This is a genomic window from Pseudomonas sp. SG20052 (genome assembly GCF_031766055.1).
GTDB classification, from domain to species: domain Bacteria; phylum Pseudomonadota; class Gammaproteobacteria; order Pseudomonadales; family Pseudomonadaceae; genus Aquipseudomonas; species Aquipseudomonas mandelii.
Genome location: NZ_CP134498.1, coordinates 162,128 through 181,599, shown reverse-complemented (window position 1 = coordinate 181,599; position 19,472 = coordinate 162,128). Strand labels below are relative to the sequence as shown.

At 62.5% G+C, this 19,472-nt stretch carries 3 protein-coding genes; 2 read left to right on the top strand and 1 reads right to left on the bottom strand.

Annotated features, from left to right (window positions below; genetic code table 11):
- The first annotated feature begins 348 nt into the window (after positions 1 to 348).
- Entirely contained in the window at positions 349 to 16,890 is a 16,542-nt protein-coding gene (locus tag RHP74_RS00790; protein ID WP_311097200.1) for a LapA family giant adhesin, read from the top strand.
- A gap of 147 nt (positions 16,891 to 17,037) precedes the next feature.
- Positions 17,038 to 17,376, top strand: coding sequence for a tryptophan synthase subunit beta (locus RHP74_RS00785; protein ID WP_083375326.1), 339 nt, complete (start codon positions 17,038 to 17,040; stop codon positions 17,374 to 17,376).
- A gap of 137 nt (positions 17,377 to 17,513) precedes the next feature.
- On the opposite strand, the gene lapD is transcribed toward RHP74_RS00785, so the two are convergent.
- The gene (gene lapD, locus RHP74_RS00780) at positions 17,514 to 19,460 is read right to left on the bottom strand and encodes a cyclic di-GMP receptor LapD (protein ID WP_200667390.1); all 1,947 of its coding nucleotides are present in this window, start codon (positions 19,458 to 19,460) and stop codon (positions 17,514 to 17,516) included.
- Positions 19,461 to 19,472 lie beyond the last annotated feature (12 nt).

The window sequence follows — 19,472 nt, the reverse complement described above, 5'->3', positions numbered from 1 at the left end:
CCCGGAATTACTTGTCTTGAATCACTGCAGAACGTACCGCTGCATCGGATGATGACCATCGGAATGACCGTGTGTCGGAAAGTTTGAATTTGGAACTGAATCGCACTCTGCGGGGCGGGTAGTTACCTAAATATCAATGTGACATTACTGGGACGAGTGTTTAGGATGACAGCACTAAGGTCAATAGTTTGGCATATAGTTTATAGCGAAAAAGTATAGCCAATTTGTTGACGGTTAACCGCGTCAAAGTTGTGCCTCGAATACCTTGAAAGTACGTCCAGACTGAGTTGGCGAAAGCGCCATCAGGTCCATGGAAGTCAACTGAACGTGACACCCGGAGAGTCTTCAATGAGCAGTGTTGTGGCCATCGTCAAAAGCATTGTCGGTCAGGTTTTCGCGGTGTCCCCAGAGGGCATTCGCCGAGTACTCGTTGAAGGCGACCGGTTGTTTGTCGGCGATCAGGTAGACACGGGCGCGGCGGGCGCCGTTACGCTGGAACTGGCTGACGGCCGTACCCTGGACCTGGGCCGCGACACTCAGTGGAGCGCCAGCGACCCGGATTCCAGCACCGACCTGTCAGAAGCCACTGCACAAGCCGCGCCATCGGTTGAAGAACTGCAACAAGCCATCGTTGCCGGTGCCGACCCGACCACTGAACTCGAAGCCACCGCAGCCGGCCCTACCGCTGCGGGCACAGGCGGTGCGGCGGGTGGCGGTCACAGCTTCGTGATGCTGGATGCAACCGCTGGCCGGGTAGACCCGACCATTGGTTTTCCGACCGCGGGCCTCAGCACTGCGGCGCAGGCGGCACAACTCACCACCGGTGGCCAGACGGCTGACACTAGCGCCAACGTACAGCGCGAATCGACCTTGAGCCTGAGCGCCACGCCGAGCATCACCGAGGCCGGTGGCGTACTGGTTTACACTGCGACCCTGACCCAGGCGCCGCTGACCGACCTGACCATCACCCTGTCCAATGGCTCGGTGATCGTGATTCAGGCCGGCCAGTTGACCGGTACCGTCAACGTCCCGCTCGCGCCGAACGACACTGTTTATAACGACTCGACCCAGATCAGCGTGACCGTCACCGGCACCACGGGTGGCAACGGCATCACCGTCACCCCGCCGACGACACCGGCCGTGACCCAGGTCACCGACACCGTCGACACCACAACGGTCACCTTGACCGCTGGCGCCAGCGTCACCGAAGGCGGCCAGATCACTTACACCGCGACATTGACCAACCCGGCGCAGACACCGGTCACCATCACCCTGTCCAACGGGTCGACGATCACCATCGATGCGGGTAAAACCACTGGCACCGTCGACGTGTCGACTCCAGCCAACGACGTCTACAACAACGGCAGCACGGTCACCACCACGATTACCGGCGCCACCGGCGGCAATTTTGAGAACCTGGTGCCAAACCCGGCTCCGGCCGTGACCACCATTACCGACTCGCCGGACACCACCACCCTCACACTGACGGCGGGTTCGACGGTCACCGAAGGCGGCCAGATCACCTACACCGCCACACTGAACAACCCGGCTCAAACGCCGGTCACTGTCACCCTGTCCAACGGCTCGACCATCACCATCGAAGCCGGCAAAACCACCGGCACCGTGAACGTCGACACTGCGGCCAATGACGTTTATCAGAACGGCAGCACCGTCAGCGCCACGATCACTGGCGCTACCGGCGGCAACTTCGAAAACCTGGTGCCGAGTACTACACCTGCGGTCACCACCGTTACCGACTCGGTCGACAACACCGGCCTGAGCCTCACCGCCACCGGCACCGTGGTCGAAGGCGGCCAGATCACTTACACCGCAACCCTGACCAACCCGGCCGGCACGCCGATGACTGTGACCTTGAGCAATGGCTCGGTCATCTCCATCGAAGCGGGCAAGACCACCGGCAGCGTGACCGTCGATACCGCGGACAATGACGTTTACAACAACGGCAGCACCGTCAGCACCACCATCACCGGGACCACCGGCGGCAATTTCGAACAACTGACCCCGAGCACCACGCCAGCGGTCACCACCATTACTGACTCGGTCGACAACACCGGCCTGAGCCTCACCGCCACTGGCACCGTGGTCGAAGGCGGCCAGATCACTTACACCGCGACCCTGACCAACCCGGCCGGCACGCCGATGACCGTGACCTTGAGCAATGGCTCGGTCATCACCATCGAAGCGGGCAAGACCACCGGCAGCGTGACCGTCGATACCGCGGACAATGACGTTTACAACAACGGCAGCACCGTCAGCACCACCATCACCGGGACCACCGGCGGCAATTTCGAGCAACTGACTCCGAGCACCGAGCCGGCGCTGACCGCCATTACCGACTCGAAGGACGACACCGGCCTGAGCCTGTCGGCGTCCACCGAAGTGGCTGAGGGTGGTCAGATTCTGTACACCGCGACCCTGACCAATGCGGCTGGCACGCCGGTCACCGTCACCCTTTCGAACGGCGCGGTGATCACCATCGCGGCGGGTGCCACTACTGGCAGCGTGAGCGTCCCGGCGCCGGCCGATGACGTTTACAAAGACGCCGGTAAAGTCGAAGCGACCATCAAGGACGCCACTGGCGGCAACTTCGAAAACCTGGTGCCGAGCACTGTTCCGACAGTCACTGACATTACCGATACCCTTGATACCTCGACCGTCAGCCTGACCGCGACTTCGTCCGTGGCTGAAGGCGGCACCGTGGTGTACACCGCATCCGTCACCGCGCCAGTGACCGGCTCGCCAGTTGTCGTGAACTTGTCCAACGGCCAGACCATCACCATCCCGGTTGGCGCAAGTTCGGGTAGCGTGAATTTTGTTGCACCAAACGATGCCTTGGCGGGCGGCAGCTCGCTGAGCGTCAAGATTGATGATGCCAAGGGCGGCAATTACGAAAAGCTGGACGTCGACGGCAAGTCGGCCGACACCTCGGTCACCGACTCGGCGGACACCACCACGCTGAGCCTGACAGCAACCGATTCGGTCGCTGAAGGCGGTTCGATCGTCTACACCGCGAACCTGACCAACGCGGCCGGCACACCAGTCACCGTAAACCTGTCGAACGGCGCGGTGATCACCATCGCCGCTGGCGCCACCAGCGGCTCCGTGACCGTCAAGGCGCCAGCCGATGACGTTTACAAAGACGCCGGCAAAGTCGAAGCAACCATTAAGGACGCCACTGGCGGCAACTTTGAGAACTTGGTTAAAGACCCGGCGGCAGCGGTAACTGATGTGACCGACACCGTCGACACCTCGACCGTCAGCCTGACCGCGACGTCCACTGTGGCTGAAGGCGGCACCGTGGTGTACACCGCGTCCGTGACTGCGCCAGTGACCGGCTCGCCAGTTGTCGTGAGCTTGTCCATCGGCCAGACCATCACCATCCCGGTTGGCGCAAGTTCGGGTAGCGTGAATTTTGTTGCACCAAACGATGCCCTCGCGGGCGGCGGCTCGCTGAGCGTCAAAATCGACGACGCCAAGGGCGGTAATTACGAGAAGCTGGACGTCGATGGCAAGTCGGCGGACACCTCGGTGACTGACTCGGCCGACACCACCACGCTGAGCCTGACAGCAACCGATTCGGTCGCTGAAGGCGGCTCGATCGTCTACACCGCCAACCTGACCAACGCGGCCGGCACGCCGATCACCGTCACCCTTTCGAACGGCGCGGTGATCACCATCGCCGCCGGCGCCACCAGCGGCGCCGTGACCGTCAAGGCTCCGGCCGATGACGTCTACAAGGATGCCGGCAAGGTCGAAGTCACCATCAAGGACGCCACTGGCGGCAACTTCGAAAATCTGGTGAAAGACCCGGCGGCAGCGGTAACTGATGTGACCGACACCGTCGACACCTCGACCGTCAGCCTGACCGCGACGTCCACTGTGGCTGAAGGCGGCACCGTGGTGTACACCGCGTCCGTGACTGCGCCAGTGACCGGTTCGCCGGTTGTCGTGAGCTTGTCCAACGGCCAGACCATCACCATTCCGGTCGGCTCGAGCAGCGCCAGCGTGAACTACGTTGCGCCGAACGATGCCTTGGCGGGCGGCAGCTCGCTGAGCGTCAAGATTGATGATGCGAAGGGCGGCAATTACGAGAAGCTGGACGTCGACGGCAAGTCGGCCGACACCTCGGTCACCGACTCGGCGGACACCACCACGCTGAGCCTGACAGCAACCGACTCGGTCGCTGAAGGCGGCTCGATCGTCTACACCGCCAACCTGACCAACGCGGCCGGCACGCCGATCACCGTCACCCTTTCGAACGGCGCGGTGATCACCATCGCCGCTGGCGCCACCAGCGGCTCCGTGACCGTCAAGGCGCCAGCCGATGACGTTTACAAAGACGCCGGCAAAGTCGAAGCAACCATTAAGGACGCCACTGGCGGCAACTTCGAAAACCTGGTCAAGGACCCGGCCGCAGCGGTGACCAGCGTCACCGACACCGTCGACACCTCGACCGTCAGCCTGACCGCGACGTCCACTGTGGCTGAAGGCGGCACCGTGGTGTACACCGCGTCCGTGACTGCGCCAGTGACCGGCTCGCCAGTTGTCGTGAGCTTGTCCAACGGCCAGACCATCACCATCCCGGTTGGCGCAAGTTCGGGTAGCGTGAATTTTGTTGCACCAAACGATGCCCTCGCGGGCGGCGGCTCGCTGAGCGTCAAAATCGACGACGCCAAGGGCGGTAATTACGAGAAGCTGGACGTCGATGGCAAGTCGGCGGACACCTCGGTGACTGACTCGGCCGACACCACCACGCTGAGCCTGACAGCAACCGATTCGGTCGCTGAAGGCGGCTCGATCGTCTACACCGCCAACCTGACCAACGCGGCCGGCACGCCGATCACCGTCACCCTTTCGAACGGCGCGGTGATCACCATCGCCGCCGGCGCCACCAGCGGCGCCGTGACCGTCAAGGCTCCGGCCGATGACGTCTACAAGGATGCCGGCAAGGTCGAAGTCACCATCAAGGACGCCACTGGCGGCAACTTCGAAAATCTGGTGAAAGACCCGGCGGCAGCGGTAACTGATGTGACCGACACCGTCGACACCTCGACCGTCAGCCTGACCGCGACTTCTTCCGTCGCCGAAGGCGGCACCGTGGTGTACACCGCGTCCGTGACTGCGCCAGTGACCGGTTCGCCGGTTGTCGTGAGCTTGTCCAACGGCCAGACCATCACCATCCCGGTCGGTTCGAGCAGCGCCAGCGTGAACTACGTTGCGCCGAACGATGCCTTGGCCGGTGGCGGCTCCCTGAGCGTCAAGATCGACGACGCCAAGGGCGGTAACTACGAGAAGCTGGACGTCGATGGCAAGTCGGCTGACACCTCGGTCACCGACTCGGCGGACACCACCACGCTGAGCCTGACAGCAACCGATTCGGTCGCTGAAGGCGGCTCGATCGTCTACACCGCCAACCTGACCAACGCGGCCGGCACACCAGTCACCGTCACCCTGAGCAACGGCGCAGTGATCACCATTGCAGCCGGCGCCACCAGCGGCTCCGTGACCGTCAAGGCTCCGGCCGATGACGTTTACAAAGACGCCGGCAAAGTCGAAGCGACCATCAAGGATGCCACTGGCGGCAACTTCGAAAACCTGGTCAAGGACCCGGCCGCAGCGGTGACCAGCGTCACCGACACCCTCGACACGTCGACCGTCAGCCTGACCGCGACTTCTTCCGTCGCCGAAGGCGGCACCGTGGTGTACACCGCGTCCGTGACTGCGCCAGTGACCGGTTCGCCGGTTGTCGTGAGCTTGTCCAACGGCCAGACCATCACCATCCCGGTCGGTTCGAGCAGCGCCAGCGTGAACTACGTTGCGCCGAACGATGCCTTGGCCGGTGGCGGCTCCCTGAGCGTCAAGATCGACGACGCCAAGGGCGGTAACTACGAGAAGCTGGACGTCGATGGCAAGTCGGCTGACACCTCGGTCACCGACTCGGCGGACACCACCACGCTGAGCCTGACAGCAACCGATTCGGTCGCTGAAGGCGGCTCGATCGTCTACACCGCCAACCTGACCAACGCGGCCGGCACACCAGTCACCGTCACCCTGAGCAACGGCGCAGTGATCACCATTGCAGCCGGCGCCACCAGCGGCTCCGTGACCGTCAAGGCTCCGGCCGATGACGTTTACAAAGACGCCGGCAAAGTCGAAGCGACCATCAAGGATGCCACTGGCGGCAACTTCGAAAACCTGGTCAAGGACCCGGCCGCAGCGGTGACCAGCGTCACCGACACCCTCGACACGTCGACCGTCACGCTGACCGCAACGAGCGCCGTGGCTGAAGGCGGCACCGTGGTGTACACCGCCTCGGTCGGCGCACCTGTCACCGGCTCGCCTGTGATCGTGACGCTGGCCAACGGTCAGACCATCACCATAGCGGTCGGCGCCAGCAGCGGCACCGTCAACGCCGTGGTCTCGAATGATGTGCTGAGCGGCCACGCGCCGGTGAGTAATTCGATCACCAACGTCAGTGGCGGCAACTACGAAAACCTGGTCGCCGATAAAACCCCGGTCAGCACCAGCGTGACCGACACCGTCGACACCACCACCCTGTCGCTGACTGCCACCGGCAACGTCAACGAGGGGGGGTCGATCGTTTACACCGCGAGCCTGACTAATCCGGCCGGCACTCCGGTCACCGTGACCCTGAGCAACGGTGCCGTGATCACCATTGCGGCTGGTAAAACCACTGGCACCGTAACCGTCGACGCGCCGAAAGACGACGTCTACAAAGACGCTGGCAAACTCGAAGTCACCATCAAGGACGCCGCTGGCGGCAACTTTGAGAACCTGGTCACCAGCCCGAATCCGGCCGTGACCAACGTCGCCGACACCACTAACACCACACAACTGACCCTCAGCGCTGACAAGTCTGTGCTCGAAGGTTCGCACATCACGTACACCGCGACCCTGACCAACGCCGCGCAAACCCCGGTGACCGTCAAGCTGAGCAACGGCGAGACCATCACCATCGCAGCCGGCAAGACCAGCGGTTCGGTCACCATCGCGGCGCCGAGCGACGACGTCTACAAGGATGCCGGCAAGCTCACCGTCAAGATGACGGACGCCAGCGGTGGCAACTTCGAAAAACTCGACGTCAGCAAGACGTCAGTGAGCACCACCGTCAAAGACACGGTGGACACGACGTCCCTGTCCCTGTCGGCCAGCCACACCGTGAGCGAAGGTGGCCAGATCACCTACACCGCCACCCTGAGCAACCCGACGGACACGGCGATGACCGTGAAGTTGAGCAACGGCGCAGTGATCAACATCGCCGCCGGCGCCACCACCGGCTCGGTGAACTTCGCTGCACCGGCCAACACGCCGTACATCGACGGCGGCAAAGTCCAGGCAACGATTGCCAGCCACAACGGCGGCAACTTCGAAAAAGTCGTCACCAGCTCTTCGCCGGCGGTCACCACCGTCACCGATTCGACCGACACCACCGGCCTGAGCCTGAGCGCCACCGGTACGGTCGCCGAGGGTGGTTCGATCGTCTACACCGCGACCCTGACCAATGCCGCTGGCACTGCAATGACCGTGACGTTGAGCAACGGCGCAGTCATCAACATCGCCAAGGGCGCCACCAGCGGTTCGGTGAACTTCGCCGCCCCCAAGGATGACGTCTACAAAGACGCTGGCAAAGTCGACGCCAGCATCACCAAGACCACCGGTGGCAACTTCGAAAACCTGGTGGCCGACAAGACGCCAGCAGTCACCGACGTAACCGACACCATCAACAACAGCACCGTCTCCCTGACCGCCACGGCCAGCACGGTCGAAGGCGGCACCGTGGTTTACACCGCGTCGGTCAATGCGCCAGTGACCGGTTCGCCGGTGGTGGTGGCGTTGTCCAACGGCCAGTTCATCACCATTCCTGTCGGCGCGAGTTCGGGTAGCGTGAATTTTGTTGCACCGAACGACGCCTTGGCGGGCGGTGGTTCGCTGAGCGTGAAAATCGATGGCACCACCGGCGGCAACTACGAAAACCTGGTGGCGAATCAAACCCCGGCGGTGACTTCGGTGACCGACGTCAAAGACACCACCACCCTGAGCCTGAGCGCTTCGGACTCGGTCGCGGAAGGCGGTTCGATTGTCTATACCGCGACGTTGACCAATGCTGCCGGCACCCCGGTCACCGTGAACCTGTCGAACGGTGCCGTGATCACCATCGCGGCCGGCGCGACGGTCGGCTCCGTGACGGTCAAGGCGCCTGCCGATGACGTCTACAAAGATGCCGGCAAAGTCGAAGCGACCATCAAAGACGCGACTGGCGGCAACTTCGAGAACCTGGTGCCAAGCACTGTTCCGGCAGTGACTGACGTTACCGACACCCTCGATACCTCGACCGTCAGCTTGACGGCCAACAGCAGCGTGGCGGAAGGCGGGACCGTGGTTTACACCGCGTCCGTTACCGCTCCGGTGACCGGCTCGCCGGTTGTCGTGACCTTGTCCAACGGCCAGACCATCACCATTCCGGTCGGCTCGAGCAGCGCCAGTGTGGACTTCATAACGCCAAACGACGCATTGGCGGGCGGTGGTTCTCTGAGCGTGAAAATCGACGACGCGAAGGGTGGCAACTACGAGAAGCTGGACATCGACGGCAAGTCGGCAGACACCTCGATTACTGATTCCGCAGACACCACCACCGTCAGCCTGAGCGCTACCGACTCGGTCGCGGAAGGCGGTTCGATTGTCTATACCGCGACGTTGACCAATGCTGCCGGCACCCCGGTCACTGTGAACCTGTCGAACGGTGCCGTGATCACCATCGCGGCCGGCGCGACGGTCGGCTCCGTGACGGTCAAGGCACCAGCCGATGACGTCTACAAAGATGCCGGAAAAGTCGAAGCGACCATCAAAGACGCGACTGGCGGCAACTTCGAAAACCTGGTCACCAGCCCGGGAGCGGCGGTTACTGAAGTCACTGACACGATCAATACGTCGACCGTCAGCCTGACCGCAACTTCCTCTGTCGCCGAAGGCGGCAACGTGGTCTACACCGCTTCCGTCACCGCGCCGGTCACCGGTTCGCCGGTCGTCGTGACCTTGTCCAATGGCGAAAAAATCACCATTGCGGTCGGCGAAAGTAACGCCTCGATCACCGTCAAAGCGCCGAACGATGCCTTGGTCGGCCACGAGCCGCTGACCAACGCCATCAAGGATGTGACGGGGGGCAATTACGAGAGCCTGGTCGCCGACAAGACCCCGACCTCGACCGCCATCAGTGACACCCTGGACACCACCAAAGTGACCATGACCGCCAGCAACTACGTGGTCGAGGGCGGCACCATTACGTACACCGTCAACCTCAGCAATGCCGCCGGCACCGACATGACGGTCAAACTGAGCAACGGCGAGAGCGTCTTGATCAAGGCCGGCGACAAGTCGGGCCTCATCACCGTTCCGGCGCCGAGCGATGACGTCTACAAGGACGGCAGCAAAATCACCGTTGGCATCGCCAGCACCGACGGCGGCAATTTCGAAAAACTCGACGTCAGCAAAACCACGCACACCACCACCGTCAACGACACCGTGGATACCACCACGCTCAAGCTCAGTGCCGATGTGAGCACCGTCGGCGAAGGTGGTCAGATCAACTACACCGCCACGTTGAGCCATCCTGCCGACACGGCCATGACCGTGACCCTGAATAACGGTCTGGTGATCAACATCAAGGCCGGCGAGTCCAGCGGTTCGGCGCCGTACACCGTGCCAAATGACGTCTACACCGGCGCCTCGCCTGTTCGGGCAGCGATCGCAGACAGCACGGGCGGCAACTTCGAAAAACTCGACACCGACCGCTCCGCCGTCGTCACCAAAGTGACCGACAGCGCAGACGCCACGACGTTGAGCTTGAGCGCTACTGATTCGGTCGCTGAAGGCGGTTCGATCGTCTACACCGCCAACCTGACCAACGCGGCTGGCACACCAGTCACCGTCACCCTGAGCAACGGCGCCGTGATCACCATTGCAGCCGGCGCCACCAGCGGCTCCGTGACCGTCAAGGCACCGGCCGATGACGTCTACAAAGACGCCGGCAAAGTCGAAGCGACCATCAAGGACGCCACTGGCGGCAACTTTGAGAACCTGGTGAAAGACCCGGCTGCCGCTGTGACCAGCGTCACCGACACGATCGACACCTCGACCGTCAGCCTGACCGCCACGCCTTCCGTGGTCGAAGGCGGCACCGTGGTTTACACCGCATCCGTCTCTGCACCAGTGACCGGTTCGCCAGTAGTGGTGACCCTCTCCAACAACCAGACCATCACCATTCCAGTTGGCTCGAGCAGCGCCAGCGTGAACTACGTTGCGCCAAACGATGCCCTGGCGGTCGGCGGCTCGCTGAGCGTCAAGATTGATGATGCGAAGGGCGGCAATTACGAGAAGCTGGACGTCGACGGCAAGTCGGCGGATACCTCGGTCACCGACTCGGCGGACACCACCACACTCAGCCTGACAGCAACCGACTCGGTCGCTGAAGGCGGTTCGATCGTCTACACCGCCAACCTGACCAACGCGGCCGGCACTCCGGTCACCGTGACCCTGAGCAATGGCGCCGTCATCACCATCGCCGCCGGCGCCACCAGCGGTGCCGTGACCGTCAAGGCTCCGGCCGATGACGTCTACAAGGATGCCGGCAAGGTCGAAGTCACCATCAAGGACGCCACTGGCGGCAACTTTGAGAACCTGGTTAAAGACCCAGCGGCAGCGCTCACTGATGTGACCGACACCATCGACACCTCGACCGTCAGCCTGACCGCAACTTCGTCCGTGGCTGAAGGCGGCACCGTGGTGTACACCGCGTCCGTGACTGCGCCAGTGACCGGCTCGCCGGTCGTCGTGAGCTTGTCCAACGGCCAGACCATCACCATTCCGGTTGGCGCAAGTTCGGGTAGCGTGAATTTTGTTGCACCAAACGATGCCCTGGCGGGCGGCAGCTCGCTGAGCGTCAAAATCGACGACGCCAAGGGCGGTAACTACGAGAAGCTGGACGTCGATGGCAAGTCGGCTGACACCTCGGTCACCGACTCGGCGGACACCACCACACTCAGCCTGACAGCAACAGATTCGGTCGCTGAAGGCGGTTCGATCGTCTACACCGCTAACCTGACCCATGCGGCCGGCACACCAGTCACCGTAAACCTGTCGAACGGCGCCGTGATCACCATCGCCGCCGGCGCCACCAGCGGCGCCGTGACCGTCAAGGCTCCGGCCGACGACGTCTACAAAGACGCGGGCACGGTCCAGGCGACCATCAGCAACGCCACCGGTGGTAATTTCGAGAACCTGGTCAAAAGCCCGGCGGCGGCCGTCACCAACGTCACCGACACGATCGACACCTCGACCGTCAGCCTGACCGCCACGCCTTCCGTGGCCGAAGGCGGCACCGTGGTTTACACCGCGTCCGTGACTGCGCCAGTGACCGGTTCCCCGGTTGTCGTGACCCTCTCCAACAACCAGACCATCACCATTCCGGTCGGCGCGAGCAGCGCCAGTGTGAACTTCATCGCACCGAACGATGCCTTGGCCGGTGGCGGCTCCCTGAGCGTCAAGATCGACGACGCCAAGGGCGGCAATTACGAGAAGCTGGACGTCGATGGCAAGTCGGCCGACACCTCGGTCACCGATTCGGCGGACACCACCACGCTTAGCCTGACAGCAACCGACTCGGTCGCTGAAGGCGGTTCCATCGTCTACACCGCCAACCTGACCAACGCGGCCGGCACGCCGGTCACCGTGAACCTGAGCAATGGCGCCGTCATCACCATCGCCGCCGGCGCCACCAGCGGCGCCGTGACCGTCAAGGCACCGGCCGATGACGTCTACAAAGACGCCGGCAAAGTCGAAGCAACCATCAAGGATGCCACTGGCGGCAACTTTGAGAACTTGGTTAAAGACCCAGCGGCAGCGGTCACTGATGTGACCGACACCGTCGACACCTCGACCGTCAGCCTGACTGCGACTTCTTCCGTCGCCGAAGGCGGCACCGTGGTTTACACCGCGTCCGTCACCGCGCCAGTGACCGGTTCACCAGTAGTGGTGACCCTCTCCAACAACCAGACCATCACCATCCCGGTTGGCGCAAGTTCGGGTAGCGTGAATTTTGTTGCACCAAACGATGCCCTCGCGGGCGGCAGCTCCCTGAGCGTCAAGATCGACGACGCCAAGGGCGGTAACTACGAGAAGCTCGACGTCGATGGCAAGTCGGCTGACACCTCGGTCACCGACTCGGCGGACACCACCACACTCAGCCTGACAGCAACCGATTCGGTCGCTGAAGGCGGCTCGATCGTCTACACCGCTAACCTGACCCATGCGGCCGGCACACCAGTCACCGTAAACCTGTCGAACGGCGCCGTGATCACCATCGCCGCCGGCGCCACCAGCGGCGCCGTGACCGTCAAGGCTCCGGCCGACGACGTCTACAAAGACGCGGGCACGGTCCAGGCGACCATCAGCAACGCCACCGGTGGTAATTTCGAGAACCTGGTCAAAAGCCCGGCGGCGGCCGTCACCAACGTCACCGACACGATCGACACCTCGACCGTCAGCCTGACCGCCACGCCTTCCGTGGCCGAAGGCGGCACCGTGGTTTACACCGCGTCCGTGACTGCGCCAGTGACCGGTTCCCCGGTTGTCGTGACCCTCTCCAACAACCAGACCATCACCATTCCGGTCGGCGCGAGCAGCGCCAGTGTGAACTTCATCGCACCGAACGATGCCTTGGCCGGCGGCAGCTCCCTGAGCGTCAAGATCGACGACGCCAAAGGCGGTAACTACGAGAAGCTGGATGTCGATGGCAAGTCGGCCGACACCTCGGTCACCGACTCGGCGGACACCACCACGCTTAGCCTGACAGCAACCGATTCGGTCGCTGAAGGCGGTTCGATCGTCTACACAGCGAACCTGACCCATGCCGCCGGCACTCCGGTCACCGTGACATTGAGCAACGGCGCAGTGATCACCATCGCCGCCAACGCCACCAGCGGCTCCGTGACCGTCAAGGCGCCGGCCGACGACGTCTACAAAGACGCGGGCACGGTCCAGGCGACCATCAGCAACGCCACCGGTGGTAATTTCGAGAACCTGGTCAAAAGCCCGGCGGCGGCCGTCACCAACGTCACCGACACCCTCGACCGGACCGAAGTCAGCATCACCGGCAGCACCTCGGTGACTGAGGGCCAGACCGCCAGTTACACCGTCAGCCTGACGAGCCCGGCGCAGACCGAAGTCACCCTGAAGATCACCTACAGCGGCACCGCCGCCGACGGTTCGGACTTCACCGGCGTGTACACCGTGAAAATTCCGGCGGGTGCCAGCACGGCGAATTTCAATGTTGCGACCTTGGACAACAGGATCACCGAGGGCACCGAAAACTTCGTGGTCAAGATCGACTCGGCCACCGGCGGCAACTTCGAGAACCTGGCGATCAGCGCGTCCAACGGCAGCATCAGCACTTCGATCATCGACAACGATGCGCCGCCCGTGCTCGACCTGGACGCCAACAACTCCAGCGGCGCCACCGGGGCCAACTACAACGTGACCTTCACCGAAGGCACCACGGGCCAAGGTGTATCGATCGGCGACACCGACCTGAAAATCACCGACCCGGACAGCACCCTGCTGACCGGCGCGACCATCGTGCTGACCAACCGTCAACCGGGCGACGCGCTGAACCTGGGCAACAGCGTCAACGGCATCTCCATCAATGCCAACAGCAAGGACGGCACCGTCACGCTGACGTTGTCCGGCAATGCGACGCTGGCCGACTACATGCAGCAGATCAAGAACATCAGTTTCACCAACAGCAGTGAAGACCCGAGCACCGTGCCGCGGATCATCACCGTGACGGTGACCGATGGCAGCAACTACTCCAACACTGCGACCACCACCGTCAACGTCGTGGCAGTGAACGATGCGCCAACCGCCGCGCCGGTTAACCTCACCGGCACCGAGGACACCCCGCTGATCCTCGGCTGGTCGACCTTCGGCGTCAGCGACGTCGACAGTCCGGCCGCCAGCCTCGGCGTAAAAATCACCGGCCTGCCGGGCGAAGGCAAATTGCAGTACCTGAACGGTTCGACCTGGACCGACGTGACGACCAATCAGACCCTGTCCAAGGCTGACATCGACGCGGGTAAAGTGCGCTTCCTGCCGGATGCCAACGAGTCCGGCGCCAATGGCTACGGCGGCACCGGCGTCGGCAACAATCTGGCGGACTACGCACAGATCAAGTTCCAGCCTACTGACGGCACGACGTTGGGCAACATCGGCACGATCAAGATCGACATCACGCCGGTGGCTGACGCGCCGTCCTTGAGCGTGGCGGACAACAGTGTCAAATCCACCGGGCTGATCAAGGAAGTCTGGACCGGCCTGTCGGGCCTCGGCACTGATGGCAGCGGCGCGGCGTCGAACACGCTGAAGTCGGTGATCGATGCGGCCGGCAAACCGAACAGCAGCACCACCGTGACCAACGTGCAGTCCGACGGCAGCGTGACCGCTGGCACCGCATCAAAAACGTCCGGCCTGATCTACCTTGAAGCCGGCAAGACTTACAGCTTCAGCGGCACCGGTGATGACAGCCTGCTCGTGACCATCGGCGGCAAAAACGTGGCCAGCGCGCTCTGGGGCGCGGGCGGCAACCTGAGCGGTTCGTTCACCCCGACCGCCAGCGGCTACTACACCCTGGATATCTACCACCACAACCAGAGCGGCCCGGGCAGCTATGACGTCAACCTGTCGGTCAACGGCGGCGCGGCGGTCGACCTGAGCAGCGCTGGTGTGCCGCTGTACACCGGCGTGGCAGATCTGGCCGCTTCCGGCGTGACAGTTTCCGACCTGCACGGCACCAACGGCGAAGGCTACTACGACGGCTACAAGCTCAACGAAGCGGCCGAAGGCACCAGCGTTCACCTGTCTGCGATCAAAACTGCGCTCACGGATACCGACGGCTCCGAAAGCCTGGTCGTGAAGATCAGCGGCATCCCGGCGGGCTCCGTGCTCACCGATGGCGCCGGCCACACCTTCACCGCCAGCACCTCGTCGGGTGAGGCCAACGTCACTGGCTGGAACCTCGGCTCCCTGACCGTGACCCCGCCGCCGTACTACAACGGCCAGTTCAACCTGACCGTGACCTCGACCTCCACCGAAGTTCTCGGCGGCTCTGCGGCCAGCACCGCGACAATCCCGGTCACGGTTTACCCGGCGGTCTACAACGCCGTTACTGCCACGGCGGCCGATGACACCATCACCGGCACCGACGGCAACGACATCATGGTCGCCGACATCGGCGGGCTGACCGTGGTGCCGGGAACCAACTACAACATCGCCTTCATGGTCGACAGTTCGGGCAGCATGAGCGCCTCGTCGATCAGCGCCGCCAAGGACTCGCTGACGTCGGTATTCAACACCCTCAAGCAGAGCATGGGTGGTAATTCCGGGACGGTGAACATCTTCCTTGCGGACTTCGATAACCAGGTCAACAAGTCTGTCTCGGTGAACCTGAACGATCCGAATGCACTGATCCTGCTCAAAGCGGTGCTGGATTCCATGTCGTCGGGCGGCGGCACCAACTACGAAGACGTATTCAAAACCACGGCGAACTGGTTCCAGAGTGCCGACGCCATGGCCAACACCGGGGCGAAAAACCTCACGTATTTCATCACCGATGGCAAGCCGACCTATTACCAGAGCGGTGAGCAGACCAACCCGACCCTGTTCGGCAACGTGAAGCTCGATGATGTGATCACCACCACCAATTACAAGTTGGGGCAGACCTACTCCGGTTATCTGGACAGCACTCACTACCTGAGCATCGATAACTCCGGCACCGTCACACTGCAGACGTACAAGAACTCGTGGGGCGGTTACTGGAGCAGTTCCGAACTGGGCACCATTCGCGCTGAGGGCAACGGCACTTACGAGCTGTCCTATCGCGACGGCAACGGCAGCAGCACTGGCTCCAGCGCCATCGACAACTCGACCAACGGTTTCGCGCTGCTGGACAAGGTGTCGACGGTTGAAGCCATCGGCCTGAACAAAGACGTCACCCTCAGCGACCTCAAGCCATACGACTCGGACAAGACGCCGCAAACCAACATTGATCCGAAAGACCTGGCCAACTCGATCATCGGTCACACCGAAGCGACCATGCCGGGTGCCGACACGGTCAATGGCGGCAATGGTAACGACATCCTGTTCGGCGACCTGGTGAGCTTCAACGGCATCGCCGGCGAGGGTTACCAGGCGATGCAGGCGTTCGTCGCCAAAGAAACCGGTGTGGACGTCAGCAAAGTCACCACCAGCAACGTGCACCAGTTCATCACCGAGCACTACAGCGCATTCGACGTGTCCGGCGCCCATGACGGCAACGACACGCTGTTGGGCGGTTCGGGCAATGACATTATCTTCGGCCAGGGCGGCAACGACCTGCTCGACGGCGGCAAGGGCAATGACATTCTGCTCGGCGGCTCGGGTAACGATTCGCTGATGGGCGGTCAGGGTAACGACATCCTGATTGGCGGTTCGGGTGCCGACACCTTCGTCTGGAAGGCTGGCGACACCGGCAACGACGTGATCAAGGACTTCAAGGCCAGCGAAGGTGACCGCATCGACCTGCGCGATCTGCTGCAAGGCGAAACCGGCAGCACCATCGACAACTTCCTGAAAATCAGCACCGTGGATGGCGTGTCGTCGCTGCAAGTCAGCTCCGGCGGCAAGTTCAACTCAGGCGATGCCGCGGCCGCAACGCCGGATGTGACGATCAAACTGGAAGGCAATAACTGGTCCAGCGCCAACCTGAACTCGTTGATTGCCGGCAGTGACCCGACCATCAAAGTCGATCACAACAACAGCTGATCCCACGAAAAACGGCCGCCCTTATGGGGCGGCCGTCACGTTGTGCCCATCCCCCCGGTGACGATTTCGTCGCCGCACCGCATACTCGTGCCCAGTTGGCCTATGCTGCTGACAGCATGACGCTGGTTCATTTCTGAGGGATGCTCAATGTTCTACGTGCAACGAGATGCGCAAGGTCAGTTAGTGCGCGTGGAAGCTGCGGCCTACGCCGAAGCCACGGAAACGCTGCCGGCCGACAACCATGAAATCCAGGCTTGGTACGCCAACGAAGCTGTGGAAAAAAGCCTGACCCAGCTCAAGCAGAGCGACCTGGAAATGATCCGGGTACTCGACGACTTGATCCAGGTGCTGACCAGCAAAGGCGTTATCCGCGTCACCGACCTGCCGGCCGCCGCCCAGGCCAAGCTGATGGACCGGACCCAGGCGCGTGAGGCGTTGGGTGGGTTGAGTCACTTGATTGATGATGATGAGACGGGGTTGATTTAAACCTCAGCCTTCGATGTTGGCTGTGCTGACGCCTTCGCGGGCAAGCCTCGTTCCTACAGGTTTACGCCAACGCACGATCTTGTAGGAGCGAGGCTTGCCCGCGAAGACGGACTCCCAGACGACCAAATCCTAAAGCCTCACTGCCAAGGCTTCGGCTCACCAAACAACTGCCCCTGAACCCCATACAACCCCATCTCCCGAATCACCGACAACTCCCCTTCGGTCTCCACCCGCTCGGCGATCAACGGCAAATCAATGCTATGTGCCGCTCGCTGGATCGCTTCGATAAACAGGCGCTTGTCGCTTTCCTGATCAATCGCGCGGATGTAACTACCATCGATTTTCAGGTACGCCAACCCCAGCCGCGCCAGGTTGCCGATCATGCTGAAGCGTCCGCCAAACCGTTGCAGGCTCAACGAGAACCCAAGCTCACGCAGGCGCCGTGTCAGTTCTTCCAGCATCGCTTGCTCGGGCAGTTGTTCCTCGCCGATTTCCAGGGTCAGCCGCGGTCCGAGATCGGAGTGGGCACGCAAAATCTCGAAGACTTTATTCAGCGCCTGCGGATCGGCCAACGTCGCCGAAGACAGGTTCAGCGCCAGCGATTCTTCATGCTCGGCCATCTGCTCAAGCACCAACTCCAACATCAGCCGATCCAGGCGCGCGGTCCAGCCAAAGCGCTCCAGCCACGGCAGGAAGCGTCCAGCGGGAATGGTCTGGCCCTCGTCGTCGATCAACCGCGACAGCACCTTGTAATGCAGCACCACTTGCGTGTCCTGGCTGGCCACCACCGGTTGGAAATACAACTGAAACCGCTGCTGATTCAGCGCCTGATCCAGCAATGTATGCCAGGCGTGATGGTCATCCCCGACGCTGGCCGAGGCGCTGTGATCGAGGCATGCCCAGCTCTGTTCGCCCTGGCCTTCAGCCTGAGCCAGCGCCTGGTCGCCCAAACCCAACACCGCTTGGGGCGAGTCGCCATGAACAAACGGCGCCAGACCGATCGACGCGACCGAGGCCACATCCGTGGCACCGGTCGCATGCAGGCTGGCCAAGGCGCTGTCCAGATTCTGCGCCAGTTGCAGCGCTTCTTCGCGCACCAGCCCCGGCGCCAGCACGGCAAACTCACCGCCACGGATCCGGGTGACGAGGTTCTGTGTTTCCGGGTACTTGGCGCACTCGCGGGACAGTTGCTCGCCCACGGCCTGCAATAATTGGTCGGTGCGCTGACCGCCCAGACGCTGGTTCAAACCGGCCAGGTCCTTGACCCGCAACAGCAGCAGATAACCCGAACTCGCCTGCTCCGGATTGCTCACCCGGGCGTTCAACTGCATCTCGAAATAACGACGGTTGGCCAGGCCCGTGAGGTTGTCCTGGTAGGACTCGACCCGCAGTTTTTCACTGCGCTCGGCCTGTTCCTGAAACAGCGCCTTGAGCTTCTCGACCATCTGATTCATGGCCTGCACCACTCGGCGCAGTTCCGGTGTGCGCGGCAGTTCCGGCAGGCTGAGGAATTCGCGGCGAGCAATGGCGTGGGATTGCTTGACCATGTAATCCAGCGGCTTCAGTTGTCGACGCAGCAACAGCGCGCCCAATACCGCGCTCACCGCGCCGCAGATCAGCAACCAGCCGAGGCTGCCCAACGCGCTCTGCCAAAGCTTGGCCAAGGCGAACATCGGATGGCTGACCACCTCGACCCGCGCCGCCTGTTCCCAGCCACGGCTGACCAGCGCATCGCCGCCGGCCGGTTCCAGGCCGATCATTTTGACGAACCAGTCCGGCACGTTGTTCACCGCTGGAATGCCGCTGCGCTCGACGATGGTCTGGTCAGTCTTGAGGTCGACCACGCGGATGCTCGCGTAATAGCCGCTGTCGAAGATCGAACTGACCAGCAGCTCAACCATCGCCGGGTCGTCGATGTTCGGCGTCAGGGACAGCGCCAATGCCGTCGCGGCGTCCTGGGCGTGGGAGCGCAACTGGTTGACGTACTGGGTCCGCGAGCTTTCCAGGCTGACCATGAAGCTGCCGGTGAAGGCGACCACCAGAAACAGACAGATAGCGATCAACAGCTGTTTGAACAAAGACATCTGAGCGCGTGC